Below are 24,313 nucleotides of genomic sequence, written 5' to 3'. Positions count from 1 at the left end.
CGCCGCAGGTGCTGAGAGCGGCAGCTTGGGCCGTTGTTCAGGGTTTGAGGAACAAGTCGAGCTCTCGTCGTTCGAGTTCCAGCAGTTCGTGCAGTTGCTGCTCGGAGACAGTGTCCGGGCACTGCCCCAGTCGAGCCAGCAACCTGGTATCGAAGTGCTTTCTCGACGATTTGGCGATGAGCTCGTGCGGCATGTTGGCGACGCTGACGAATCGGAACGCTCTTGCGACAACTTCAGCAACGGTTTGTAAATCGGGCAAGGATGCCGGGAGCGGCGTGATCCTGTACCACCTCTGTCTGCCCCTCCACCGCTTGGGTGGAAGCCATCCACCCCACGAAGTCATGTCCACCAGTCCACCATGTACCCCGCCGTGTTTCGCGGGTATGAACCTAAGGAGGGCATCGAGCGGTTCGTAGGTTTCTGCCAGCAGGTGGTCAGCACGCATGGTGAGGATGACCTGTCGGCCAGATAGTCGCCCGGGTCCACTTGTCAGGGTCAGTCGGCTGTTCGTCGGCATGGTCGTCAGGGTTGCGGCCAGCGCTTCGGTGAACCATTCCCACAATGCCGGGGTGGGTTTCGGTAGCGGCATGGACGCAAACACTATTGCGTTTGTGCCATGCACGCTCTTCGGCATGATGGTGCGTTCCTGCGGCCTCGGACCGGCACGGCCACTTGATCTTCCACCGCCCGGCGCTGACCGGTTCTGTCAGCGCGGTATGCGGCATTACAGGGCGTCGCGGAACTGCTCGGCGGCAAACTCATGAGCGGCGGACTGGCCTTTTGCTCCACTCCCGAGCGGTTTCGAGCAGTTTCCTCCACGCAGAGGCCCGAAAGTGGAGCAAAAGGCCAGCTTCGATGTTGGTCGCAGGGATGCTTCCACCCCTTCCAACCGCGCAGATGAGCAACCGGCGCTCGGCATCAGCGCGCACAGCCGACGGCCGTACAGCACTCTGCCCGTTGATCTTCGGTTGCCCCGCGCTGGCCGGTTCGGTCAGCGCGGTATGCGGCTAGTTAGACACTTGCTACCAGGGTCAGGTCCCGGCCAGGATGCTCCCTATATTCGGCTGCCCGCCGTCTGGTTTGGTGTGGCTCTCTACCCAGCCGGTTCGGACAGCGCGGTCAGCGCCATCGTCGCCGAGGGGCGCATCCTGGAGGGCTTTTGTCCAGATTCACCTCCACCATGTGCCACTCACTCGGCATTCGGCATGAGCGCGCACCGCTGTCGGTCATAAGGCACTCTGCCCATTGATCTTCCGCAGGTCGGCCGACCGCTTCGGACCTCGCTGGTCACGAACTCAGCCGAGAGCCGGTGCGGCCAGGTCACCGCTCACTGGAGGCAATCAGCCGAGTACCAGTCGTGGTTCTTACTCGGCGGTGAGATCAGTCGGTGATAGGGCGCATCGCCCGATCCGGCAGGATCCCGGCCTGGACGAGTTCGTCGTAGATCCGCTGCTGCTCATCGTCGAGATTCGAGTACAGCATGTCGTACGCCCGCTCCTCCTCGGCGAGCACGGCGACCGGATCCCAGTCGTCACCGAGCGCCGCGACTACGGCGGTGCGGCGTCGCATCTCGTCCAGCGTGAGGTCGTAGGCAAAATTGTGGTCGGCCATTTCGGCATCTCCAACCAGGTTCTTTCCAAAAACGAATTTTGACGACGATGCCCAAACACGCCGCCTCGGGCAATGACCTGCATCACTTTCCGCGGTTGGAATTCGTCACATTTGATGCCCGCGCGGACTGGCCCCGCGCTGGCCGGTTCGGTCAGCGCGGTATGCGGCATTGTCGGGTGTGTGAGTGACTTCCTCTTCCGCTGAAGCCTGAGTTGCTCCGGATTCGTCAGACGACGGAAGGACGGCCCAGGCTCGACCAGAGTGGGCGACCTTGTTCGGCGAAGCGTCGCGCGAGCTCATGGCGGGCGTTGTCGTCACCGATCGCGTTGTTCACACAGAATCGGCCCTCGGCGGCGGTCAGCAGCTTCACGTTGACCAGGCGGATCGAGGAGAGCGGACCCAGGACTGTGGCGGGTAGTTCGGTATCGGTCAGTCCGAGCATAACCACGGCCATCCCGTCGTCCAGATAGGTGTCGGCGCCATCGGCGAGGTCCAAGTCGGGCAGAGCCAGCGTGATCAGGTCGTACCGGTCGAGCATGCCGGAAACCCGGAACCCGAAGTGCGCCACCTGATTCGACACCGATCGCACCAGCTCGCCCAACCATGAGGTCGCGACGGTGATTGTGTCGCTGTCGGCCGGCGGGTCCGCGGAGATGCCATACACCTCGAGTTCATAGCCGTTGGTCGGTTCGGCGTCGTCCCAGGCGGTGGGGTCGGCGAGACCGCTGCTGGCGACCAGCAGGGCGTTATCACGACGGGTGATCGTGTGGGCCTGACGCAGAGCCGGCCAAGCCGGGCCACCAAGAAAGGCAGGGTTGATCAGGTGGGCGATCACGTCGGTGTCGAGACGCCCCCAAGAAGTCCATGCGGCGTCGATCGCCTCCGCGGTCGCGAAAGTGAGCGATTCGTCCAGTTCGTCGCTTCTCACAGCGAAATCCTAAGCGACCAGCGCTACTTCCCGCTTCGAGTGGGCCTGCGACTACAGCGTCATGAGCAGGCGGCCCCCGCTCGGGAGGGTGGGTTCCGCCTGCTTCGCGCCGGGCGCGGGAATCCAGTGCCCCAGGAATTCTGGGCAGACAATCCGAAAACGGTGCAGTTCAGAGTTGTTAGCGTCGAGACCTCGTACACCTACCACCAACGGAGCCTCGAGTGTCCAAAGTCAACGCCAGAACCAAGGTCCGTGGAACACTGGCCATCGCAGTGCTTCTCACCGGCCTGGCCACCGCCAAGGGTATGGCCTACGCCGCACCGACCGCCCCTCAGCCCGTCGCCACGACCGGCTCGTCCGACCAGGCCACAGGGTCGGCGCAAAGCGGGATCGCGTCCTTGCTCGCCCCCCTCCTCAGCATCTTGCACCTTGGTGTTCCTGCGACGGGTCATGGCGCAGGCGTCGGATAGTCGAACTCCAGACCCCGTCAGATGAATTCGGACTAGGACTCACGGTGGATTTCAGTCGCATTCTCCTCTTCGCGGTACCCGTGAACTTGCTCGCCATGGCCGTCGAATGGGTGGCCTGGCGGCGCAGCGCGGGCGAGGATCGGAAGCGTGGGTTCTATGCTCCGGATACCGCGAACAGCTTGGTACTCGGCATGGTCAGCAGGGCAACCATCCCACTGGAGAACCTGTTCGTCCCGTTCTCCTTCCTCCTGGTCACCGCCGCACTGACCCCGTTCCACCTCCCTGTCGACCGCTGGTGGACCTGGGTGATCGGTTTGCTGGCCACCGATTTCTGCTACTACTGGGGCCATCGCGCCGAACACCGCGTCCGCATCCTCTGGACCGCGCACAGCGTGCACCATTCCAGCGAGCAGTTCAATATGTCGACGGCCCTGCGAATGCCGGCGCTGATGCCGTTCGCGACCTTCCTCTACAACGCGGCCTTCGTCCCCGCCGCCCTGATCGGCGTCCCCCCGCTGATCATCATGTTCGGGCTGATGGCCAGCTCGATCTTCCAGTGGCCCTTGCACACCCAACGCATCGGCTTCCTCCCCAGGCCCGTCGAATACGTCCTGAACTCACCCTCCCATCACCGGGTCCACCACGGCGCCGACAACCCCTACCTGGACAAAAACTACGGCGGGATCCTGATCATCTGGGATCGCCTGTTCGGCACCTACGCCCACGAATCCGCATCCGTCACCTACGGACTCACGAAGAACATCAACACGTTCAACCCGATCAAGACCAACTTCCACGAATTGCTGGCCATGCTCACCGACATCGGTGAGGCCCGCGGCACCCGACCCGTCCTGCGTGCCGTCTTCGGCCCGCCCGGAACCTCGGCCGGGTTGTCCGCGGTCGGCGCGGGAGCCGGCGGCGATCAACGCGGCCGGCACTGATCGAGCGAAGCGCCTACAACGCGCCCGGTGGGGCGCATCAGCTCTACCGGTATTCGGGTCTACTCCGCTGCGAAGACGGTTCGGAAGGTGGTGAGGGTGGTCTCGCCGGGGGTTCGGTCCAGGATCGCGAAGGTGATTTCGTCGAAGTGTCGGTGGAAGCGGCCGCCGTCGGCCAGGAGTGTGTGGAAGACACCGGCCACTAGGGCTGGGTCGTTGCCGTAGGCGCCGCAGCCCCAGGCGCCCAGTACCAAATGCCGGTAGCCGGACGCTGTTTCGAGAATGCGTTCGGCGCGGGTGGCCAGTACCGCGGGTATGCGATACGCCTCGCTCGGCTGCTCCTGCACGATCACGTTGGTCCGGGGCGCCGGGCAGGTGAGGAAGCTGACCGGATAGGGGTTGTCGAGCAGGATGCCCGTCTCGTCGCGGAAGACGGGCACTGCGGGAGAAAGGATCACGCGGTCGCTGTAGAAGGGGTCCGGGGTGTGGCGGTGGTGCTCGTAGTACTGCGGCACGGCCAGCAGGGTGGTGTACAGGGCGGATGCTCGGCACAGGGCTTCTTCCTGGGTGCGAGCGCCAAGGAGGTAGTGGCCGCCGGGATTGCGGGCGGACGCGAAATTCAGGACGGCGACCGGCTCCGGATCGGTGGCGAGCATTCGGCGCGCCGCGGCGAGAGCACTCTCCCCGGTCACCGCGATGACGGTCGTGGCCTCGCTGCGGGTGATGACAGAGACCGGGTCGGGGCCGTACATCCGGGTGCCCTCCACCGCCGACTGCACGCTCGACGCCAACGGGACATACTGTCCACCAGGCGCCAAATACCCTCCGGCTGCGATGATTTGCTCGTTGTCGACGGCGATGGCTCGCAAGCTTTCGGTCACGTCCCTCATGCTCTCATGGCTCGAAACAACCAACATCCGAACAGCTTTCGACCTGTCGATCTTCCGCAGCGATGCCCGGTTCGATCGGCGAGGTAGCGCAGTCCCGTCCCGATCCCCTACTGGCTGACGGTCTTGAGGGCGTCGATCAGGGTGTCGGCAGCTTTGTTGACCTGATCGTCGGTCATCGCCAGCGTGTCGACCCCGTTCGTGATCGTGAACTCGCCCGACCACATGCCTACCTGGGCGACCGCGGTGTCGATCCAGTCGGAGGTGGTGCGGCCCTGGATGGCGCGGCCATGGAGGCAGTCCTCCGGCTCGAACAGGGATCTCACCACGCCGAGGGGCGCCAACACATCTGAAATGTCCGATCGACGGTCCGGCGCGCCGCTGTGACGTAGGGCTCGCCGATATGCGAATAGCGGCTTTGACTTTTAACGAGTCTTTAACTAGGTTCCCTGTTGCACCTCGATAGGCGAGGCTCCTGCACGAACACAGGCCACTGATCTGACGACGTCGAGAGACGCCCAAGGTTAGGACAGATTTCTCCGGATCAAGGGGTAATCCAAAGTGGCTTTCCGATTCGGAACACGTCGTGCAGTGCCAAAACTCTGACGAGAGGGGTGTGCGTCCGTCCCGAGAGGTCCGGGCGACCTCCCCCGTGCGTTGACGAATCACGTTCTACCAGTGAGGAGGTCGGGTAGCAAGATGGCACCCGATGATGACCCGGGATCTCCGGGCCGGCCCCTCCGCCTCGGTCCGGGCCGCTAGCCAGCACACCGACACTGCGTCGATATCTCGACGCGTGTAATTCTCCGATACCCCGATGCCGCCCGCGCGGCACCGGATTATTCGCATGCATATTTTACGAATGAATTCGGAGATTCACATTTATTTCCGACCCGTCGGCACCACCGTGCCCGGCGGTATTCGATGCTGCCCGCAAACCGTGGCGGGCAGCGGTATCCCGAGGGGAAACATCCCGATGAGACTTCACTTGCTCACATTCGCCACCGCGGCGCTGACCGCCGCCGGACTGGTCGCTCATGCCGCCGGTTCGGCCGCGGCACCCGGACAGGATGTCCAGCTCGCCGACGCCGCGACCGCGGTTCAGACCGTGTCCGGCGGTGCCCGGATCGTCGACCGATCGGTGGTGCTGCGCACCGACACCGGCACGTTCCGAACCACCAGCGACCAGCTGCAGATCCTCGACCCGCAGGGCGTGGTGGTGGGAGCGATCCCGCTGACCCTTACGAAGCAGGACACGACGTACCCGATCGACGCCCGCATCGACGGCGACAGCGCCACCCTCACCCCGAGCCCGGATCGCGCCCGACCGGTCAGCGCCGAGGAACGACACATCGCCACGCAACTGCACGCCGCCGCGGAGGCGCAGGCCGAAGGCCTTGCGGCACAGCAGATTGCCGAACCCGACAGCTTCGAGGACCGGATGAATACCGTCTTCCAAAATGTCAATAACGAGCTCACCGTGGCCCTGGCGGTGGGCACGCTGCTGGGTGCCGTCATCGGCGCGCCGCTGGGCTGCATCCTGTTGGGCGCGGGCCAGGGTCTCGCGATCGGCGCAGTCACGCTGGGCACGTTGGCGATTCCCGCCGCCGTCACCGGCTGCCTCGAGGGCGCGGTGGCCGGGGCCGGGATTGGCGTCGTGGTTTTCAACCTGCTCGTCGGCGCACCGGCGGTGCTGGCCTCGGCCGTGCACGCCTACAACGTCATGACCGCACCGCCCGCGGTCGCCGCCGAATCGACCAACTGAGTTGCGACGACGCCGCTCCGAGGGAGGCGAACAGCAATGACTCTTGAATTGGCAATTCCGGACCGCCCCGAGTCGACTCCCGAGGCGCCGCGGGCACGCGGGCGGCGCCGAACGGTGGACTACCTGATCATCGGCGCGGGTGTGCTGCTGGCCCTGGTGGTGCTGCGGCTGTTTCGGGACATGTCGGTGCCCTGGACGCCGGATACCGGAACCGAGACCGCATCAACGGATCCCGCGAACCTGCCCTATTACGCGGCCCGCACCACGCTGCGCATGTTCATCGGCCTGGTGGCGTCCATCCTCTTCACACTGATCGCGGGCCAGTGGGCGGCGCGCTCGCGGCGGGCCGAGAAGGTGTTCATCCCGGCGCTCGACGTGCTGCAGTCGGTACCGGTGCTGGCGCTGGTCTCGATCACGGTCACCGCGTTCGTGGCCCTGTTCGACGGCTCGTATCTGGGCGCGGAGGCGGCGTGTATCTTCGCCATCTTCACCGCGCAGGCCTGGAACATGACCTTCGCCTATTACCAGGCGTTGCGCAATATGCCCCGGGAGCTGGATGATGCGGCCCGCACGATGCGGCTCACCCGCTGGCAGCGGCTGTGGCAGCTGGAGGTGCCGACGGCCATGGTACCGATGATCTGGAACGGCATGATGAGCTTCGGCGGCGCGTGGTTCATGCTCGCGGCCTCGGAGGTCATCACGGTATCCGGCCGGGACGAGGCGCTGCCCGGCATGGGTAGCTTCATCGCGGCGGCCACCTCCGAGGCCCAGGTCGGCAACCTGATAGTGGGTGCGCTGGTCATGGTGCTCACCATCGTCTTGGTGAACGTGGCGTTCTGGCGGCCACTCACGGCGTGGTCGGAGCGATTCCGGGTGGAGCACACCGAAAGTGCGCAGGCCCCACGGAGTCTGGTGCTCGACCTGCTGCGGCACAGCACGGTCCCGGGCCGGCTGGCTCGGGTGCTACGGCCGGTCGGCGAGCGAGTCGATCGCCTCATGCGCGTCTTCGGGCGCAGCACCCGCTCCGCCTACGACGACCGCGCGGGCAGCCGCATCGGTGATGTGTTCTTCTTCGGACTGCTCTTCGCCGCACTCGCCTGGGGCACCTGGGAACTCGCCTCCTACTTCGAAAGAACAGTGGGCCTGGCCGAATTCGGGCCGACCTCGCTGATGGGGCTGGCCAGTCTCAGCCGCGTGACAGTGCTGCTGGTGGTCTCCACCATCGTGTGGGTTCCGGTCGGCGTGTGGATCGGGATGAATCCGCGCATTTGCCGGTTCGCTCAGCCGGTGGTGCAGGTGCTGGCCAGTTTCCCGGCCCAGTTCTTGTTCATCTTCGTCATCGCGGCGCTCACCTACACCGGCATCTCACTGAATGTCGGCGGCATCGTGCTGATGGCGCTGGGTGCGCAGTGGTACGTGCTGTTCAACGTGATCGCGGCGGCCGGGCAGATCCCGACGGACCTGCGTGAGGCCATGGATGATCTCGGCGTGCACGGTGTGCAGCGCTGGAAGTCGTTGATCCTGCCCGCGATCGCGCCCGGATACTTGGTCGGTGCGATCACCGCGTTCGGCGGCGCGTGGAACGCGACGCTGGTCGGCGAGGTCGTGGAGGCCGGAAACACGCATATGGAGGCATACGGCCTGGGCGCGTACATCACCAATGCCACCACCGACGACATCTTCGCGAAGGTGCTGCTCGGCACCGTGGTGATGAGCGTGGTCACGGTGGCCATCAACCGCCTGCTGTGGCGACGCCTGCAGCGCACCGCCGAGCAGCGATTCTCGCTGAGCTGAAACACTTTTCGAAAGGAGGACACGCCGTGTCGACCCCCATCATCACCGTCGATCGTGTCACCAAGAACTTCACCAACCCCTCCGGCGAGCAGCTACCGGTGCTCTCGGATGTCTGCCTCGAGCTGCGCGAGGGCGAAATCGTCGCGCTGCTGGGCAAATCCGGCTCCGGAAAGTCCACGCTGCTGCGGATCATCGCGGGCCTGATGCTCCCCTCCGCGGGGTCCGCGCGCATCCGGCAGACCGAGATCACCGAGCCGAATGCCGATACCGCCATGGTGTTCCAGACCTTCGCGTTGATGCCGTGGCTGACCGTGCGGCAGAACGTCGAACTCGGCCTTCGCGCCCAAGGTATTTCGGCCCGGGAGCGCGCCGAGCGGGTAACCGACGCCATCGACATGATCGGCCTGGACGGCTTCGAGAACGCCTATCCCAAGGAGCTTTCCGGCGGCATGCGCCAACGAGTGGGATTCGCCCGCGCCCTGGTGGTGCAGCCGGAGGTGCTGCTCATGGATGAGCCGTTCTCAGCGCTGGACGTCTTGACCGCCGAGAACCTGCGCGGCGAACTCATGCGACTGTGGGCGGAGGCCGCCTTCCCGACCAAGACCATGCTGATGGTCACCCACAATATCGAGGAGGCGGTGCAGCTGGCCGACCGAATCCTGGTGCTGGACAACAATCCCGGGCGAATCAAGGGCGAGATCCAGGTGCGTCTCCCGCAGCCGCGCGACCCGCGCGGCGCGGGGTTCCAGGCGCTGGTGGACCAGGCCTATCGGATGCTCACAGACGCCACCTTCGATGGCGGCTGGCCGAGCATCACCCCCACCCCCACCACCCGGCCGCTGCCCGATGCCGGGGTGGACGGAATCGGCGGCATGCTGGATTTTGTTGCCGCCCAGGGCGGGCGGGCCGACCTGCCAGATCTGGCCGGCGGGCTGCGCTTCGAGGTCGACGATCTGATGCCGCTGGTCGACGCCGCCACCATGTTGGGGCTGGCCACCACCGCCGACGGGGATATCGAGCTCACCCTCGACGGCACCCTGTTCACCGAGGCCGATATCGACAGTGCGAAGGCCATTTTCGCGCGGCTGGCACGAGCCAATGCGCCCCTGATCGCGGCGATCGACCACGCGCTGACCAGCGCGCGCAACCACCGACTGCGCGACGGCTTCTTCCTCGACCTGCTGCGGCGGGGCTTCACCGAGGACGTCGCGCGGCGACAGCTGCGGATCGCCATCGACTGGGGCCGCTACGCTGAACTCTACGAGTACGACGCCGCCGAGCGGCTGCTGACGCGGCATCCGGACGACGCCTGAGGCGTCAGCTGTTGCCGCGAGCCCGGGCGCGGCGCGTGCCCTCGCGCATGGCCTGCACCCGGGCCACCGGGGGATGGTGTGGACCTCCTCGATCAAATCGGGTGGGATGGACCGGAGTTCGGGGAGGGACTCCGCCCAGCGGGATTCCAACGGCCGCTGCATGTCGGAATCGAGATAGCCGTACTCGGATTCCCTGACCTTCCGCAGGTAGGGCGCTGCGCTTTCGACACTCAGTCCATTTGCCCGTTTCGGGTCGTATGATCAAGAATGGAATCGAGCACCACGCGCTACTCCCGATTCTCGCGGTGGAAATTCTTCACCGAAATCGGTTTTGTACCTGGCTACACGCTCCTTCACCGGCACGCCGAACCTGCGCTCACCCTGCTGCGTCGCCGCGCGACGCTGTTGCCCGACCTCGGAGGTGCCCGATGACGGCCGGCGCTGAACCGACCTTGCGGATCCCGACCATGGCCCAACTGCTCTCGGTACTGGCCGAGGCCGCCGAACTCGAACACGGGGTGATGTGTGGCTACCTGTACGCGGCGTTCGGGCTACGCACAGATCCGGCGGGGGGCCTGCCACCTCGGCAGGCCGAAGCGGTGCGGCGCTGGCGCGATGAGCTGATCAGCATCGCTATCGAGGAAATGGTTCACCTCGCGCTGGTGTCCAACCTGATGGTCGCACTCGGAGCCCACCCCCACTTCGGTCGGCAGAACTTTCCCGTTCCACCGGGCTGCCACCCTGCCGACATTCGGCTGGCCCTGGCGGGATTCGACCTCGAGGCGCTCGACCACCTGATCTTCCTGGAACGGCCCTTCGGCAGCACGGTCACCGACCCACCGGCATTCGGCGGGGGTCCCGACTATCTTCGCGGCACGGCCGCCGGCAGGTTCTTCCCGGCCGGCCAGGATTATCCGACCATCGGCGACCTCTACCAAGCCATTGCACGATCACTGACCGACCTGGCCTCTTCCCAGGGCGAGGACATCCTGTTCTGCGGGGGATCCGCGGCTCAGGTCGGCCCCGATGTAGTCGCCTTGCCCGGCCTCATCTCGATCACGAACCTCGCCGAGGCGACCGCGGCCATCGACACCATCATCACCCAAGGCGAGGGCGGACCGGCCTACGGCGATCACAACCACTTCGCGCGGCTACAAGCCCTACGGACCGAATACCAGCAGATCCTCGCCGAGGACCCGGCATTCACTCCGTCATGGCCGGTTGCCACCAATCCGGTGATGCGCCGCCCGCCCGAACCCGCGGGCAAGATCTACATCGACGCGCCCGAGGCCGCCGCCGTCAACGACGCAGGCAACGCCGTCTACACCCTGATGCTGTGCTGCCTCAACCAGGCTTACGGCCGACCCGCCGACAGCGCCCCCACCGACAAATTGGCGTTGATCGACACCGCGATCAGCATGATGGGCATCATCAGCACACTCGGAACGGCTCTGGCGCAACTGCCCGCCTCCACGACACACCCAGGAATCAACGCCGGACTCACGTTCGAGGCACCGCGCGCGCTGCGCCCATTACTCAACGGTCCCTCCGAATGGCGCATCCTGACGTTGGCGCTACACCAGCTCGCCGACGGAATCTCCCAACTACCAGCCGTCACCGACCCGGCCGCGATCGCAGCACGTGTACGTGCACAAGCCGAGCCCTTTGCTCGACGTGCCGGCTGAGAACCAGGAGTCTTCGGCCGTCCGCAACCGCTGAACAGAGCATTCGAATTCGGCTGGCCTCCAAGGGTGTTGGGCGTATGGGGTTGCCGATGCGGGCGGGGCAGGCCTGCCCGGAACTCAGCAGTGCGGGGTGTCCACGATCTTGATCTGGGTGAACGGGGCGATGCCGGGCCCGGAGAGGCTGCCGTTCGGGCCCGCGCAGGAGATGTAGCCGGAGGAGTCCTTGATCAGGGCGGCGTCGTCGTTTCTGGTGTTGACCACTCCCCATGCGCCGCGACTGTTGGAGCCGAGGTTCTGCCAGTAGCCCTTGTCCTGGAACATGGCGGTGGGCTGGTGGTTGTCCCAGTTGGACTTCGTCAGATAGAAGCAGACGTACGGGTAGGAGCAACCTCGCATGGAGTCGGCCGAGGCCTGCGGGGCGTTGGCGGCGGTGAACGCGCCCAGCAGGGAAACCAGCACGGCTGCGGCGGCGGCAAGTCTTCTCATCGCAATTCCTTATCGACACCGAGCTGTACGGTCAGCCCGGGTTGCCGCAAACCGTATGTGCGACAGTCATATTCACTCGATAGCAAGAACTTGCGGCTGGCGGCGGCCCGCTCATGACAAGCGCATTCGGTCGCGGAGCGGCACAGCGCGAGCGGATCGCGCCGCATAGCATTCGGGATATGCGTGGTGGCGGCTGGTTTCGTGTCGTGGTGTGCTTGGCCGTGCTCGGCAGTACCAGCGGGTGTATCGGGGCGGTGGACCGGGCGGATTTCGAGAACGAGATCCGGGCACGCGGGGGCGGGTTGGTGAGTGCGCTGCCGCAGGCCGCGATCGCCGCATTGGGGCAGCGGATCGGGGCGAGCGATCCGGAGGTGAACGTCATTCTGCTGACGGCGCCGAACTCGACTCAGTTCCGGATGGTCGTGAACGACCAGCCCGCCCACGTGACCAAGTTCTTCGACGGGGGCGACTTCACCGTGCGCGAACCGACTGTCCGGGTGCGGGTCCGGCCGCCCGGACAGTCTCGCGTGATGGATGACTACTCGTTCACGCTGGGCGATCTGAGTGACCCACGGCCGGTGCGGGTTTCCTCCTTCGACGACCTGGACGGCGAGAACTTCAAGGTCAGCGAGGCGCCGGGGCTCTCGCGGATCGAAGACATCGTCGACACGGCACGGGCGCGCAGCGAGATCCCCGACGGGCAGGTCACCGCCGTTCTGGTGAGCCGCTTCGGGCGGGACATCCGCATGGTCGCCAATGTCGTGTCCGCGCGCTCGGAGGTGGTCGTGGAGTTCGACCGCGCCGGCGTGTTCCTCCGAGCCCAGCAGGTGTAAGCGATGGCCCGTGTGATGGCAGCCCTGTCGACCGGCCTCGTCGTCGGTGCTTTCAGCATCGTCGTGCCGGTCGCGATCTGGCCCGGCGAAGCGAAACTCACCGCTCCCCTGTTCTGTTCGGCCCCGGCCACCGAACCGATGGTCGTCTCCGACACCTTCCACGACTCCGAGGGCACGTCCACCAACTACACCCTGTACTGCGTCGGCGACCACGGCATTCTCACCGACGAAGGCTTCGTCCTCCCCATGGCGGTGATGCTCACCGCCCACGTCCTGATCGTCACGGCCCTGGTACTGCTCGCCGCCGCGTTCCGCAGCAAGGCGGAGCGGGTGGACGACCAGCCTGCCGGGCCGGAAGACGCCATCGAACTCTGACCCTTGTTCTCGCTCGGCATCAGGAGAACCTGCGGGCCTTGGTGGCGAGGGCGGCCCGGCCCCGAGGAGTGATGCGGTAGCGACCCCGGGGGCGGCTGGGGGTGATCAGGCCCCGGGATTCGAGGTGGGACAGGGCGGTTCGGGTGCGGTGGCCGGTGAGGGCGGCCGTTTGCTGGATTTGCGGGGCGGTGAGGGTGCGGTCCGGGTGAAGGGCGGCGAGGACCGCTATCTCGGCGGGGGTCATGGGGGTCACCTCGGGTCGTGGGTTCGGTGGCGGCCGGTGGGATGGCCGGGCGGGCAAGGGATATCGAGGTGGCCGCCGCCGGTGAGCGACAGGCGGAGAGTGTCGGCGCGGGACTCACGCGACAGGCGGTAGGAGTCCACGGCGGTGCGGGCGGTGATCACGGTGCAGAGGGCGATGATGGCGAGCAGGGCCCATGCGTCCCAGGGCATTTCGGCCTCCATTTTCGATGACATTTCGAAATTCGGTGTGGCGCGCCGAATCCCAGTAGACATCAGACAGGGGCGATTGGCACCATCGAAGAGCACAATTCCACCGATATTGTTGGACATCCAGATTGGCCTATTCCAGTACGGCGCTCCCCAGATAGCGAGGCTAACAAAATGGCTGGATCGACACTTCCACGCAGGGCACTTGGACGCACTCTGCGCAGCTTCCGGTTACGTGCCAGTAAGGGACAATTCGTCGCGGGTCGGCATGTCGATATGTCGCCGCAGAGCATCAGCCGAATGGAAGATGGTCAGCGGGTCAAAATATCGACGGCTCAAATACGCGACTTACTCGAGTTCTACGGCATCGCGAATCCGAGCCAGGAACGCGATGACCTGCTCGCACTGTGGGAAGAGGTGAAGCAGCAGGATCTGGTGTCGAGGGCACTGGGGACATCCAAGGGTTGGTGGCGGTCGTACAGCGACCAATTCACACCACACTTCGACCACTATCTGAACCTGGAAACGGCCGCCAACCACCTCACGACCCACCAACTCGTCATGGTTCACGGGCTACTGCAGACGCCCGAATACCGGCGCAGCCTGATCAAGGCGACACACCCCGACCTTTCGAACGTCGATGTCGAGCGCCGACTCGAGCTCGCCGCGAAGAGACAGGAACGCCTCAACGACACGAACTTTCGACTGGAGGCCATCCTCTCGGAGGCAACACTGAAGCACCAGCCCGGCGGACTCGCCGCCATGGTCGAGCAACTGCTGCACTTGGCTGAGATCGGCACGCGCGAGAACGTGTCCGTTCGGGTAGTGCCGTTCGGCGTCGGCGCACATGCCGGTCTCGCGCTACAGTCGTTCGGACTGCTCGAATTCCCGCCCTTCACAAACCATCTCAAGGAACCGCCGGTGGTCTACGTCGAAGGCTCCGTCGGCGCACTCTACTTGGACCAGGAGCAGGTGATCGTCCGCTTCCAGCAAGCGATCACAGATCTCCGGCGAGTAGCGTTGAGCGAAGACGACACCAGGGAGCTGCTGTCGGCCACCGCGAAGGAGTACGCGAAGTGATCAACAATCTGCGCGACGCCGAATGGTTCAAGTCCTCCAGGTCCGCCGATGCGTCCGAGTGCGTCGAGGTCGCATTCGCCGGCAAGCACGCACACACCGTCGGGGTGCGGGATTCCAAGGATCCGGGTGGGCCGGTGCTCGTGTTCTCCGGGGAGCAGTGGGATCGGTTCCTGGGCAGTGGAGTCTGGCGGCGTTAGTCGCGGCGGTGGACTCCGCGCTCGGTTACTGTGCGGGGGATGAGCATCGAGTTTCTGTTGACGACGCTTGTCATTGTGGCGACGCCGGGTACCGGGGTGCTGTTCACGCTGGCCGCGGGGTTGGCGCGGGGGGTGCGGGCCAGTGTGGTCGCGGCGTTCGGGTGCACGCTGGGGATCGTGCCGCATATGGTGGCGGCCATCACCGGGCTGGCGGCGCTGCTCAATGCCAGTGCAGTGGCGTTTCAGACGTTGAAGTACCTGGGTGTGGCGTATCTGCTCTACATGGCGTGGAATACGCTGCGGGACAAGGAAGTTCTCGCCATCTCGGAGGAGAGTTCGGAGGCCGCGCCCACCGCCGGGCGGGTGATCGTGTCCGCCGTGCTGCTCAATGTGCTGAATCCGAAGCTGACGATCTTCTTCTTCGCGTTCCTGCCGCAGTTCGTGCCGAACGGTTCGACCGGCGCCACCGTTCGCATGCTCGAACTGAGCGGGCTGTTCATGCTCGCGACCTTCGTGGTGTTCGCCGGGTACGGCGCCTTCGCGGCGGGAGTGCGCAGCCGCGTCATTTCCCGTCCGGCGGTCATGACGTGGATGCGCCGCGTGTTCGGGGTCTCGTTCATCGCGCTCGCGGGACGGCTGGCCGTGCAGAACCAATGACGTGAGCCGCACGGCCCCGAGGTGGAGGCCGATATCACCATATGGAAATTTGCCCGGTCGCTGAGCGTTTGCCATGGTGTAGGTAGCCCCCATCAGGGGCCCGGACGAGGGAGCCGTACCCGGCGTGCGACAAGACGGCCTTCGGAGGTTGTCATGTCGTGGCTGGTGTTGCTGGTGTCCGGGGTTTTGGAAGCCGTGTGGGCTACCGCGCTCGGGAAGTCGGAGGGGTTCACCCGACTGGGCCCCAGCGCAGTGTTCGGAGTGGGGCTCGTCTTGAGCATGGCCGGGCTGGCCTATGCGATGCGCGGGCTGCCCGTGGGGACCGCTTACGCGGTATGGGTGGGGATCGGGGCCGTGCTGACGGTCGTGTATTCGATGGCCACCGGGGAGGCCGCCGTCAGTGCGGTCAAGGTGCTGCTACTCGGCGGGATCGTGGCGTGCGTGATCGGGTTGAAGTTGGTCGGATAGACGGCTATTTGGCGGGGGTCAGTTTCACCGCGTCGGCGGGGACGGCGGGGACCGATTGGACCGTCTGGGTTTTGGCGGTGGGATCGGGGAGTTGCAGTCGCCAGTCGTCGGAGACCCACACGACGGTCTGGGCGGACACGGTGATACTGGCGTCGGAGTACGTGGCGTAGACGGTGAGGTCGGCGCGGTCGGGGGTGTAAGCGGAGAGTTTGTAGGCGGCGATGTGGGGGGCCACGGTCTGATTGGCGGGGGCGGTGATCGAGATCTGCGCTCGGGCCAGAACCCAGGAATCCTTGGCGGCTCCAGGAATCAGGGAAATCGCGGCCACCTGCGGCCAGACGCCATCGGGGGCCAGGGACAGGCGAGTGCTGTGGTTGATGGCGGCCAAGGCCGCGCCCTGGGGGGTGCGGGTGTAGCCGGCGGCGGTGGTGCCGAGTTTGCTGGGGCCGTCATGACCGCCGATCGGGAGTTGGACGCCCTGGTAGTTTTCCCAGCGTACGTCGGCGGGCGGGCGAAACGGATCTGCCGCCGCGGTAGTCGATTTGGTGGCGGGTTCATCGCCTAGACCGCAGGCAGAGACGGTGAATGCGGTCGCCGCGACGAGTAGGGCCGCCACTACGGCGGTGAAAGTTTGCGCGTGGTGTGCTGAATTGGCGCGCACGATGATTCCTCCCGTAGAACCCGAGAACGGTCGAGAAGCGTTGCGGGGACGCGAGTTCGGCGGCCGCGCTGTCGGGCTCACTCTATGACGCGGGCGGGCACAGTGGCGGGTCTAGCAGTGTTGATCGGTTCGGTTTAACAATTCGTCACTCCTGTCACGGAACCGGTTGCGGGGACCCACGATCCGGGTAACATCAGGGCCGCAACATGATCATCGCAGGTGGTGGGGTTGATGTTGGAGCATCGGGACCCGGTTCCGGTGGGCCGCCTGTGTCATCTGCCAGTGGTGCGTAATGCCCTGGCGTTCGGGGGAATCGGGTCGCGAGCCCGCTGCTGTCCGTTCGGGGAAGGGGAACTGGGGAGATGAAGACCAAACGCACGACGCTCCTGTTGTCGATGCTGCCCATCGCGCTGGTCGCGGGCCAAGGGGTCGCCGTCGCGGCGCCGGGGCAACCGGGGCTCGCGGTGCCCGGAGACGGGCAGCCGGGACTGAGCACCCAGCCTCCGCCGCCCGCGGCGCCCAGCCCGGCGGATTACATCCCCGACCCGCCCATCCCGGCTCCGAACCGGCCGCGGCCCAAGCAGCAGACGACGCCGCAGCAGGACACGATCATCCAGCCAAAGGCCACGCAGCCACAGAGCACGCAGCCCGACGCGGCCCAGCCGGATCAGCCTGTGGTCGAAGCGCCCGAAGTCGTTCCCGCCGACCCGCACAAGCTGCGCGTCGGCACAGGACGAGTCGATCTGCCTGACTGGATCGACCTGAAGACCCGCGATAAGGCGCAGGCCTATCTTGATATGGCGGAATGGCAGATCGCAGCCGCCTACGACCGCATGGGTTTCTCCCGAGATGACGCCGATCGCATGGCGGCCTCGAGCTCGATGGGCGCATTGATCGGCGCGGGAACAGTCGGAATCGCCGCGCCCGCCGTGCTAGCCCCGATCGGATGTGGCGTCGGCGCAGCAGTCGGTGCCCTCGCCGGTGCCGCCATTGCAGGCATCCCGACCGCCGGAATCGGAGCGCCCGCAGGCGCAATCGTCGGTGGCATCGCCGGTTGCGTCGGCGGCGGTTCGCTCGGCGGACTCGTCAGTGTGCCGCTGGTAGTCGGGGGCGGAGCACTCGCCGCGCTCGGAGCGGGCGCGCTCAGTGGCGGAGATGCAACCCAGCCCGCGCCTCCCGCTCCCCCGGCTTTGATCGATACCGCCGCGCAGGTGCCGGGTTCCGCCCCCGCCGTGGGTTCGCCCGGGGTGCAGCCGGTTTCGGCTCTGATCGGGGTGCCCGCGCCGATCGCGCAGGTGCTCGCGCCCGCGTTGCAGCAGCTCGGGGCGGCGATCGAGCAGGTCGCGCCGATGGCGCAAGGGGCGGCTCCGGTTGTGCAGCAGGTCGCTACGGCGATCGAGCAGGTTGCGCCGGTGGCGCTGCAGGCGGTGCCCGTGGTGCAGGAGGTCGGGGCCGCGATCGAGCAGCAGGTGGTTCCGGTCGCGCAGGCGGTGGCTCCGGTGGTGGAGCAGCCGGTGGCGCAGGCCGCGCCGGTGGTGCAGCAGGTGGTCGCCGATGCGGGGCAGCAGGTTGTCGCGGCGGTGCCGCAGGCCGCGCCCGTGGTGGAGCAGGTGGTGGATGGCGTGAACGCGCAAGTCGATTCGTTCCGGGCCGCGGTGGCACAGATGCCCGCGATCACCCCGGAAGCCTTCATCGCCGCCCTGCAGCCCGCCCCGTCGGGCGCGTGACCGCAACGACACGGATGACGCCGTGACCGCAGACAACAACGCCGGCAGCGACTCCGTCCCCGGCCCACTACCCGCCCAGTCCGAACCCCGCGCCGCCGGCCCGGCCGCCGCAGCGCGCCACCACGAGCCCGGCCCGGACCGGCCGGACGGCGATTTCCTGCGACTCGAACCCAGCGCGCCCGAACCCGCAGCGGCAGCGGCCACGCAGGCGAGCAGCCACACGTCCGCGCCTACGCGGCGGGTGCCCAAGCCTGGCGCGTCACGGCATCGACGCGAAGAAGCTCCTGGCGAAGAAGCTCCTGGCGAGGAACCGGAGCCGGTGACCGAACCCGCGGTCCGTGCGGGCTCGGTGGCGGGTGACGGGGCTGGGCGGCGGCCGGTGATGCCGGAGATCGTGCCGGTCGGGGCCGTGCCGGAGGCGGCGACGCAGCCGGTGGAGGCGGCGGGGTGGGCCTCGTGGCTGACGGAAGGGGCCGCCGCGGAGCCGGTTTCGGCGGGGCGGGATTCCGGGTGGGACGACGAGTGGCGGGCCGTGGAGGATCTGCGGGCCGAGGATCCGATGGCGGCGCTGGTGGACGAGGCGCGGCGGCGGTCGGTGCAGACGCAGCGACGGTTGCGGATCCGGGCCCGCGCCCTGGCGATAGCCGGGGTTTCGCTGGCGCTGGTGGTCGTGGCGGGCGTGGCGTGGCTGGTCTCGTCGGCCGGGGATTCGAATGAGCCGCAAGCCGTTCCGGGGAACAGTGCGGGGAGCACGCCCGGGGCCACGGCGGGGACGAGCACGGCGAGCGGGAATCAGCCGGGGCTGGCCGTGTGGTGCCGGGAGACTGATACGCCGCAGCGGGTGAGCGGGGCCGGGGCCGGGAACCTGAACAGCGGGCCCGGGGTAATCATGCGGCTCGAATACGCGTGGTACGTGCTGCGGGACGCGGCCGCCGTACGGTCGGTGCTCAGCGCCGACGCCCGGGTCGCGCCGGAACAGGCCACGCGCGACGCGATCTCGGCGACACCGGCCGGGACCCAGCACTGCGTGACCATCACCGAGGCCGACGGCGAGCGGTGGAACGTCACCGTCGACGAGAAGCATCCCGACGGCACCCAGACCTCGTGGCAGCAGGTCATCACCACCGCCACCCGCGACGGGCGCACCACCATCACCTCGATCATCGCCGGAAGCCGGTGAGCCATGGTCGATATCGACGACCGGCTCCGGCCACCCGCCGGCCCGGGCGACGGGGATTCGTCCGAGAGTGACCTGATGCGCCCCGGCCCCGCCGGGTCACCCACCGACGCGGTGCCCTTGCACGGCGGGCGGGGGCGGCTCGTACGGGCCGCTGTTCCCGCGGCGCTGGTGCTGGGCGGATCCGGGGCGTCGGGCGCCAGCACCACCGCGCTCGGTTTGGCCGCCGCGGCCGCGGTGGACAGTGACGGCGACGTGTGGCCGGTCGTGGTGGACGCCACGCTCGGCGGCGGGGACGTGGCCTTGCGGGGCTGCGACACCGCCGCACCCGTCAGCTCACTCCAGAATTGGCTCGGCACCCGCGATCCCGGGACGGCCGCCAGTGTCGGGGCCTGCTCGGGGCAGACCTCCACCGGCGTGCGGGTACTGACCCGGACACCGGACCCGTTGCCGCGCAGGGAATCCCTGACCTCGGTGGCCAGACATCTCGAAAACGCCGGACTGCTGGGTGTTTTCGACGCGGGCGCGCCGGTCACCAGCCGGTTGGCCGCTCCCCTGCTGTCGGATCCCCGCGTCGGACTGGTGATCACGGTGGCCGCGCGGCCCGACGCCATCAACCGATTGCAGCCCGCACTGGCCTGGCTGGACGAGAACTTCAGCGAATTCGTCGTCGGCGACGCCGTCATCGTGCTGACCGAACAGGTGCCCGGCTCGGCCGCCACCGTCATCGACCATGTGCGCACCCACCTGGGCTCCTGGGTGCGCGCTGTCGTGCAGATCCCGTTCGACCTGCACCTCGCCACCGGCGGCCCGATCTCCTGGCACCGGCTCGCCGCCGAAACCCGCGACGCCTATCTCACTCTGCTGGGAGCGCTGCGATGACCAGCACCCAGCTCCCAGGCGCCGCGACTCCCGGACCGTCCGCCGAGTGGCAGCCACGCGGCGCGGGAGCCTGGCGCATCGGCGCGACGGCCGACCCCGGCGCAGCGCAGACACCCGACGGAACCGACCGACCCGACGTCGGCGAGCGATCACCTGGCCGGGACATGCTTTTCGAGGCGGTCGAGCAGAATCCTCCGAATCCGGATGTGCCGCCCGTGGCGATGTGGCATCGGGCCGTACCGAATCGCCCGCCGCGTCCACCCCTGCTGTGGCTGGTCGGCGTGCACGGCGGGGCGGGAGTCAGCAGTCTCGCCGCGAGTCTGCGCTGGGCCGGGGATGCCGGGCAGCGGTGGCCCGCGCGGATCGGGGCGGGCGCGGATATGGATTCGCCGCTGGTGGTGCTGGTCGGGCGGAGTCATCTGCGCGGGGTGAACGCGCTGCACCGCGCGCTGCTGGCGCATCAGGCCCGGGCGACGCCCGCCGGGAGCGCGGTCGTCGGCGTGCTGACGGTGGCGGATTCGGCTCGGCCGCTGCCGGTTCCGGTCGCGCAACGGCGCGAGGAGATGGAAGGACTGGCCATCGAGCTGGGCGCCCGCACCTGGCGACTCGGGTGGCTCGAACAATGGCGGGCGCTGGAACCCTACGAGCTGGCGGCCTGGGATCCCGCCGCCGGAGTCTCGCCGATGGAAGAAGGCGATCCCACCCGCACTCCCCCGCAACCGGTTCGGCTCCTGGCCGAGCAGATCCTCACCGCGGCACGCATAGCCGGGACCCGGATCACCGAACGCGCGCAACACGGCGCGGACCCAGTCGGCCCATAACCTGAACGAGGTGCGTCGTGCATCGAAAACTGCTGTCCACCCGATGGTTCCGAAGCGCGGCGCTGCTCACCGCCGCCGTCTGCGTGGTGGGGACCGCGGCCGCCGGGCCCGGCGTGTTCGACCTCGCCGTGGCCCACGGCGGCCCGCCCGATACCACGGTGCCCATCGACAAATGCCCGGCCCTCTACGCGCTCGGCATCCAGGGCACCGGCGAATCCTCCCCCGACGCCGCCGTCACCACCGACACCGGGATGCTGTCGGAAGTGTTCCGGCCCATGATGGCCGACGCCGGAGACGGGCTCGTCGACCGCGCCTACGTGCCCTACGAGGCGTCCTTCGGCGGCGTGGTCGCCGTCTCCAAGACCACCTACAGCCAGTCGGTGACCGGCGGGCTGGAACGCCTGCGGTCCATGGCGAAACAGATCACCGACCGGTGCCCGAACACGCGGCTGGCCATCGCCGGATACTCGCAGGGCGCGCACGTGGCGTCGGTGTTCGCGCAGGAAGTCGGGGCGGGCAAGGGAACCGTGCCCGCCGAGAAGGTCGCGGCCGTCGCCCTGTTCGGCGACCCGAACCGCAATGCCAACGCACCGCTGTTCCCCGGCAAACCGGACCAGAAGCTGCCCACCGCCGCACCCGGGACCGATGGGAAAACGGTTGCCGGGCTGGGTGATCCGCCCGCCACCAAGACCGCCTCCGGCGCGGGCATCGCACCCGACAGCGGCACCCTGGAGAACTTCGGGTCGCTGGTCGGGCGGGTCGCCGAATTCTGCACCGAAGGCGACCTGGCCTGCGACACCCCCGTCGGCGCGCCGCTGGTGCGGACCGTCGCCAATATCGCCGGGCAGGTGGAGCTTTCGGCCGGGGACCCGATCGGATCGCTGAAGTCGATCGCGGAGGCGCTGGCGTTCACCTCCATCAAGACCGCCACCTCCGTGGTGAACAAGGACGTGTCGGGGACCTCGCTCACCGACATGTCGTATCAGCCGCAGAAATCCATCTCGCAGCGCATCGCCGACGCCTCCAACCCCAATACCCAGGTCGACATCCCCGGCGCGTTCCAGGCGCTGCTCAAGGTCGGCACCATCGCCATCAACTCCATCGTGGCCGTGGTGAAAGACATTCTCACACCGGGCAATATCGCCGAGATCGCCACCGCCGGGCTCGCCAACCCGATCGCCGGACTGGCCGTGTTCGGGGCCAAACTGGTCGGGGCCGCGGCCAACCTGGTGCCGCCCACCACCATCAGCAGGCTCACCACGCAGGCGTTCTCCGCCGTCACCCAGAACGTCACCGACAACAAGGATCTGCTCGACATCACCACGTGGGTGCGGTACTGGGACACCGCACAGAAGCACGACTACACCCACGCCCAGGGCGCGGGATTCGGGGCCAGCCCCACCGACTGGGTCGGACGGTGGTTCGCGGCGGTCGCGCATGATCTGTCGGGGGCCGCGACACCCGGGGCCACACCGCGCGGCGGTAGCGACAAGCCCAGCGTGGGAATGGATTTCGCGGGCACCACCACCGCGACCACCACGGTCGTGCCGGGCGGGCAGTTCCCGCTCGGCGGGGCCACGACCACACCATCGAGCGGTGCGGCCACCTTGCCGAGCGGCGTGCTCACCACGACGCCGAGCAGCGGGGCTCCGCTGATCCCCAACCTCATCCCGCAGGCGACGCCATGAGCACCACCGAATCAGGGTCGCGGACAACGGGTCCGGGCGCGGAACCGCCCACCCCCGCGACCGAGGGCGCGTACACCGGCAGCTGGGCGGACTGGATCACCGGCGCGAGCGGGCCGCCGCCGCGCGACGAGTATGCGGGGTCGACGCGCGGCCACGACGTCTACAACGCCTACGATGACCCCGACGACGGATACGACGAGTTCTACGACGACGAGACCGGGGACTACGAAGCCGCGGAGTACGAGGCGCGGCACCGGGCCGAACACAGCACGACCGACAACCGATCGGCCCACGGACGCCCCGATGCCTGGACAGCGGACGACGCCTCCCCTGCCGGGACAGGCGATGGGCCATCGCATGCGAGGGCCTCGGAGCCACAGACCTGGGAGAACGACCCTGCCTCGCGGCATCGGGCGGCGCACCCGGCCACATCGGCACATCAGCCGACCCCGCACCCGGCGTCATCTGCACACCAGCCAACCTCACACCTCACACCGTCGTCGCGCGAGGCCGCCGCGCACCGCACCCGGACCGCGCACGATTCCCCCCGCGCCCAGGCGGTGTACGACTCCTTGCAGGATCGGGCGTCCAGCGACTTCACCCCGCCCAGCCAGCGCGGATCCTCGGAATGGGGGTTCCCTGACGAACGCCGGCCGCTGAAGCGAGCGCCCCACCCGACCCGATCGGGGCCGCGATTCCGGTTCCCCGCCACCGGCGAACGCGGGTGGGCGGTCCCGGTGCTGGGCGCACTCGCCGCGATCGTGGTGACGGCGGCGATCGTCGTGCAGATCGCGAAGGTCGGCCAAGGCGACGACCAGCGCGCGCAGGCCGCGCCCACCACGCCCGCGGCGGCCCCGGTCGCCAGCGCTCCCGCCACGACCCCAGCCCTCGATCAACCCGCGTCCGGGCTGCCCGCCAACCTGTGCCCCAACGAGGCCAAGGGCGGCACCGTCCGCGGCAACGGTCCGGGCAGTACGCGGTCCGGGCCGGACGCGATCCTCGCACTACAGAACCGGTATTACGTCGACCGATCCGGCAAGGCCGTGCGCGAGATGTACGCCCCCGACGCGCCCGCGCCGTCCATCGAACAGATCCAGGCGGGCATCGACTCCATACCGGTCGGCACCACCTACTGCGTGCAGATCATGCCCGGGCCGTTCGACGGACAGCACATCATGGTCGTCACCGAGCAGCATCCCGACGCCACCAAACGCACCTGGGCCCCGCAGCTGGTCATGACCACACAGTTCGGCGGGGCGACCCTCATCTCGGCACTGGTCCCGATGAACGAGGACACCCCGAAATAGCCGGTACGGCCCGGCACGGAAGGCGAGGTGGCACGCAGGGGTACCCAGGGTTTGCCAGGGCGTTTTGGAATTGGCGCGCGGGTGGGCTAATGTTCTCTCTCGCAGCCGGACGG

26 protein-coding genes and 2 riboswitches are annotated in these 24,313 nt (G+C 67.5%); of the genes, 17 read left to right on the top strand and 9 right to left on the bottom strand.

The window, feature by feature from the left end:
- Window positions 1–37: 37 nt before the first annotated feature.
- From ABZ382_RS26305 to ABZ382_RS26295, 3 genes are all read right to left on the bottom strand, one after another.
- A complete protein-coding gene (locus ABZ382_RS26305) occupies window positions 38–634 on the bottom strand; it encodes a hypothetical protein (protein WP_357093885.1) in 597 nt (198 codons plus the stop codon).
- A gap of 746 nt (window positions 635–1,380) precedes the next feature.
- Entirely contained in the window at window positions 1,381–1,629 is a 249-nt protein-coding gene (locus ABZ382_RS26300) for a DUF6400 family protein (RefSeq protein ID WP_357094107.1), read from the bottom strand.
- A 208-nt stretch (window positions 1,630–1,837) separates the two neighbouring features.
- Window positions 1,838–2,539: a hypothetical protein gene (locus ABZ382_RS26295; protein WP_357093883.1), complete on the bottom strand. Its 702-nt coding sequence runs from the start codon at window positions 2,537–2,539 to the stop codon at window positions 1,838–1,840.
- Window positions 2,540–3,053: 514 nt separating this feature from the next.
- Between ABZ382_RS26295 and ABZ382_RS26290 the strand changes: the two genes are divergently transcribed.
- Window positions 3,054–3,950: a sterol desaturase family protein gene (locus tag ABZ382_RS26290; RefSeq protein WP_357093880.1), complete on the top strand. Its 897-nt coding sequence runs from the start codon at window positions 3,054–3,056 to the stop codon at window positions 3,948–3,950.
- Between the two features lie 59 nt (window positions 3,951–4,009).
- Here ABZ382_RS26290 and ABZ382_RS26285 read toward each other — a convergent pair whose 3' ends face one another.
- Both ABZ382_RS26285 and ABZ382_RS26280 read right to left on the bottom strand, forming a co-directional pair.
- On the bottom strand, window positions 4,010–4,837 hold the full coding sequence (locus tag ABZ382_RS26285; RefSeq protein WP_357093877.1) for a TIGR02452 family protein: 828 nt from the start codon (window positions 4,835–4,837) through the stop codon (window positions 4,010–4,012).
- 107 nt (window positions 4,838–4,944) lie between these two features.
- The gene (locus ABZ382_RS26280; protein WP_357093874.1) at window positions 4,945–5,181 is read right to left on the bottom strand and encodes a hypothetical protein; all 237 of its coding nucleotides are present in this window, start codon (window positions 5,179–5,181) and stop codon (window positions 4,945–4,947) included.
- 104 nt (window positions 5,182–5,285) lie between these two features.
- Window positions 5,286–5,455, top strand: a riboswitch (M-box (ykoK) riboswitch).
- 196 nt (window positions 5,456–5,651) lie between these two features.
- Between ABZ382_RS26280 and ABZ382_RS26275 the strand changes: the two genes are divergently transcribed.
- The 4 genes from ABZ382_RS26275 (at window position 5,652) to ABZ382_RS26260 (ending at window position 11,391) form a co-directional block, all read left to right on the top strand.
- Window positions 5,652–6,599 (top strand): hypothetical protein, encoded by a 948-nt coding sequence (locus ABZ382_RS26275; protein ID WP_357093871.1) that lies wholly within the window; start codon window positions 5,652–5,654, stop codon window positions 6,597–6,599.
- Between the two features lie 36 nt (window positions 6,600–6,635).
- A complete protein-coding gene (locus tag ABZ382_RS26270; RefSeq protein WP_357093868.1) occupies window positions 6,636–8,393 on the top strand; it encodes an ABC transporter permease subunit in 1,758 nt (585 codons plus the stop codon).
- 26 nt (window positions 8,394–8,419) lie between these two features.
- Window positions 8,420–9,706, top strand: coding sequence for a nitrate/sulfonate/bicarbonate ABC transporter ATP-binding protein (locus ABZ382_RS26265; protein ID WP_357093865.1), 1,287 nt, complete (start codon window positions 8,420–8,422; stop codon window positions 9,704–9,706).
- A 257-nt stretch (window positions 9,707–9,963) separates the two neighbouring features.
- A complete protein-coding gene (locus ABZ382_RS26260; protein WP_357093862.1) occupies window positions 9,964–11,391 on the top strand; it encodes a ferritin-like domain-containing protein in 1,428 nt (475 codons plus the stop codon).
- Between the two features lie 117 nt (window positions 11,392–11,508).
- Here the strand turns inward: ABZ382_RS26260 and ABZ382_RS26255 are convergent, their stop codons facing one another.
- On the bottom strand, window positions 11,509–11,877 hold the full coding sequence (locus ABZ382_RS26255) for a hypothetical protein (protein ID WP_357093859.1): 369 nt from the start codon (window positions 11,875–11,877) through the stop codon (window positions 11,509–11,511).
- Window positions 11,878–12,056: 179 nt separating this feature from the next.
- Here ABZ382_RS26255 and ABZ382_RS26250 point away from each other — a divergent pair, with 179 nt between their 5' ends.
- Window positions 12,057–12,710, top strand: coding sequence for a hypothetical protein (locus ABZ382_RS26250; protein WP_357093857.1), 654 nt, complete (start codon window positions 12,057–12,059; stop codon window positions 12,708–12,710).
- A 3-nt stretch (window positions 12,711–12,713) separates the two neighbouring features.
- Window positions 12,714–13,085, top strand: coding sequence for a hypothetical protein (locus ABZ382_RS26245; protein ID WP_357093854.1), 372 nt, complete (start codon window positions 12,714–12,716; stop codon window positions 13,083–13,085).
- Between the two features lie 19 nt (window positions 13,086–13,104).
- Here the strand turns inward: ABZ382_RS26245 and ABZ382_RS26240 are convergent, their stop codons facing one another.
- Together ABZ382_RS26240 and ABZ382_RS26235 are read right to left on the bottom strand one after the other, a co-directional pair.
- Complete coding sequence (locus tag ABZ382_RS26240) at window positions 13,105–13,329, bottom strand: hypothetical protein (RefSeq protein WP_357093851.1); 225 nt, start codon at window positions 13,327–13,329, stop codon at window positions 13,105–13,107.
- Between the two features lie 5 nt (window positions 13,330–13,334).
- A complete protein-coding gene (locus ABZ382_RS26235) occupies window positions 13,335–13,538 on the bottom strand; it encodes a hypothetical protein (RefSeq protein ID WP_357093849.1) in 204 nt (67 codons plus the stop codon).
- A 171-nt stretch (window positions 13,539–13,709) separates the two neighbouring features.
- Here ABZ382_RS26235 and ABZ382_RS26230 point away from each other — a divergent pair, with 171 nt between their 5' ends.
- The 4 genes from ABZ382_RS26230 (at window position 13,710) to ABZ382_RS26215 (ending at window position 15,937) form a co-directional block, all read left to right on the top strand.
- The gene (locus ABZ382_RS26230; protein WP_357093847.1) at window positions 13,710–14,615 is read left to right on the top strand and encodes a helix-turn-helix transcriptional regulator; all 906 of its coding nucleotides are present in this window, start codon (window positions 13,710–13,712) and stop codon (window positions 14,613–14,615) included.
- On the top strand, window positions 14,612–14,812 hold the full coding sequence (locus tag ABZ382_RS26225; RefSeq protein WP_357093844.1) for a DUF397 domain-containing protein: 201 nt from the start codon (window positions 14,612–14,614) through the stop codon (window positions 14,810–14,812). Before ABZ382_RS26230 ends, ABZ382_RS26225 begins: the two co-directional genes overlap by 4 nt.
- A 39-nt stretch (window positions 14,813–14,851) precedes the next feature.
- Complete coding sequence (locus ABZ382_RS26220) at window positions 14,852–15,469, top strand: LysE family translocator (RefSeq protein ID WP_357093841.1); 618 nt, start codon at window positions 14,852–14,854, stop codon at window positions 15,467–15,469.
- An 80-nt stretch (window positions 15,470–15,549) separates the two neighbouring features.
- Window positions 15,550–15,613, top strand: a riboswitch (guanidine-III (ykkC-III) riboswitch).
- Between the two features lie 9 nt (window positions 15,614–15,622).
- Entirely contained in the window at window positions 15,623–15,937 is a 315-nt protein-coding gene (locus ABZ382_RS26215) for an SMR family transporter (protein ID WP_357093839.1), read from the top strand.
- A gap of 4 nt (window positions 15,938–15,941) precedes the next feature.
- Here ABZ382_RS26215 and ABZ382_RS26210 read toward each other — a convergent pair whose 3' ends face one another.
- On the bottom strand, window positions 15,942–16,598 hold the full coding sequence (locus ABZ382_RS26210) for a hypothetical protein (protein WP_357093836.1): 657 nt from the start codon (window positions 16,596–16,598) through the stop codon (window positions 15,942–15,944).
- A gap of 362 nt (window positions 16,599–16,960) precedes the next feature.
- Here ABZ382_RS26210 and ABZ382_RS26205 point away from each other — a divergent pair, with 362 nt between their 5' ends.
- From ABZ382_RS26205 to ABZ382_RS26180, 6 genes are all read left to right on the top strand, one after another.
- Window positions 16,961–18,325, top strand: coding sequence for a hypothetical protein (locus tag ABZ382_RS26205; RefSeq protein WP_357093833.1), 1,365 nt, complete (start codon window positions 16,961–16,963; stop codon window positions 18,323–18,325).
- A 22-nt stretch (window positions 18,326–18,347) separates the two neighbouring features.
- Entirely contained in the window at window positions 18,348–19,505 is a 1,158-nt protein-coding gene (locus ABZ382_RS26200) for a hypothetical protein (protein ID WP_357093830.1), read from the top strand.
- A 75-nt stretch (window positions 19,506–19,580) separates the two neighbouring features.
- On the top strand, window positions 19,581–20,384 hold the full coding sequence (locus ABZ382_RS26195; protein WP_357093827.1) for a hypothetical protein: 804 nt from the start codon (window positions 19,581–19,583) through the stop codon (window positions 20,382–20,384).
- Entirely contained in the window at window positions 20,381–21,205 is an 825-nt protein-coding gene (locus ABZ382_RS26190) for a hypothetical protein (RefSeq protein WP_357093825.1), read from the top strand. Before ABZ382_RS26195 ends, ABZ382_RS26190 begins: the two co-directional genes overlap by 4 nt.
- 17 nt (window positions 21,206–21,222) lie before the next feature.
- Window positions 21,223–22,893, top strand: a complete 1,671-nt coding sequence (locus ABZ382_RS26185; protein WP_357093823.1) for a cutinase family protein — start codon at window positions 21,223–21,225, stop codon at window positions 22,891–22,893.
- Window positions 22,890–24,200 carry a hypothetical protein gene (locus ABZ382_RS26180; protein ID WP_357093820.1) on the top strand — a complete coding sequence of 437 codons (1,311 nt, stop codon included), beginning with the start codon at window positions 22,890–22,892 and terminating at the stop codon, window positions 24,198–24,200. Before ABZ382_RS26185 ends, ABZ382_RS26180 begins: the two co-directional genes overlap by 4 nt.
- Window positions 24,201–24,313: the final 113 nt, after the last annotated feature.

It is taken from the genome of Nocardia sp. NPDC005825, assembly GCF_040630175.1.
Taxonomy (GTDB): Bacteria; Actinomycetota; Actinomycetes; order Mycobacteriales; family Mycobacteriaceae; genus Nocardia.
The sequence above is the reverse complement of the archived record's forward strand: the minus strand, read 5'-3'. Positions and strand labels throughout refer to the sequence as shown.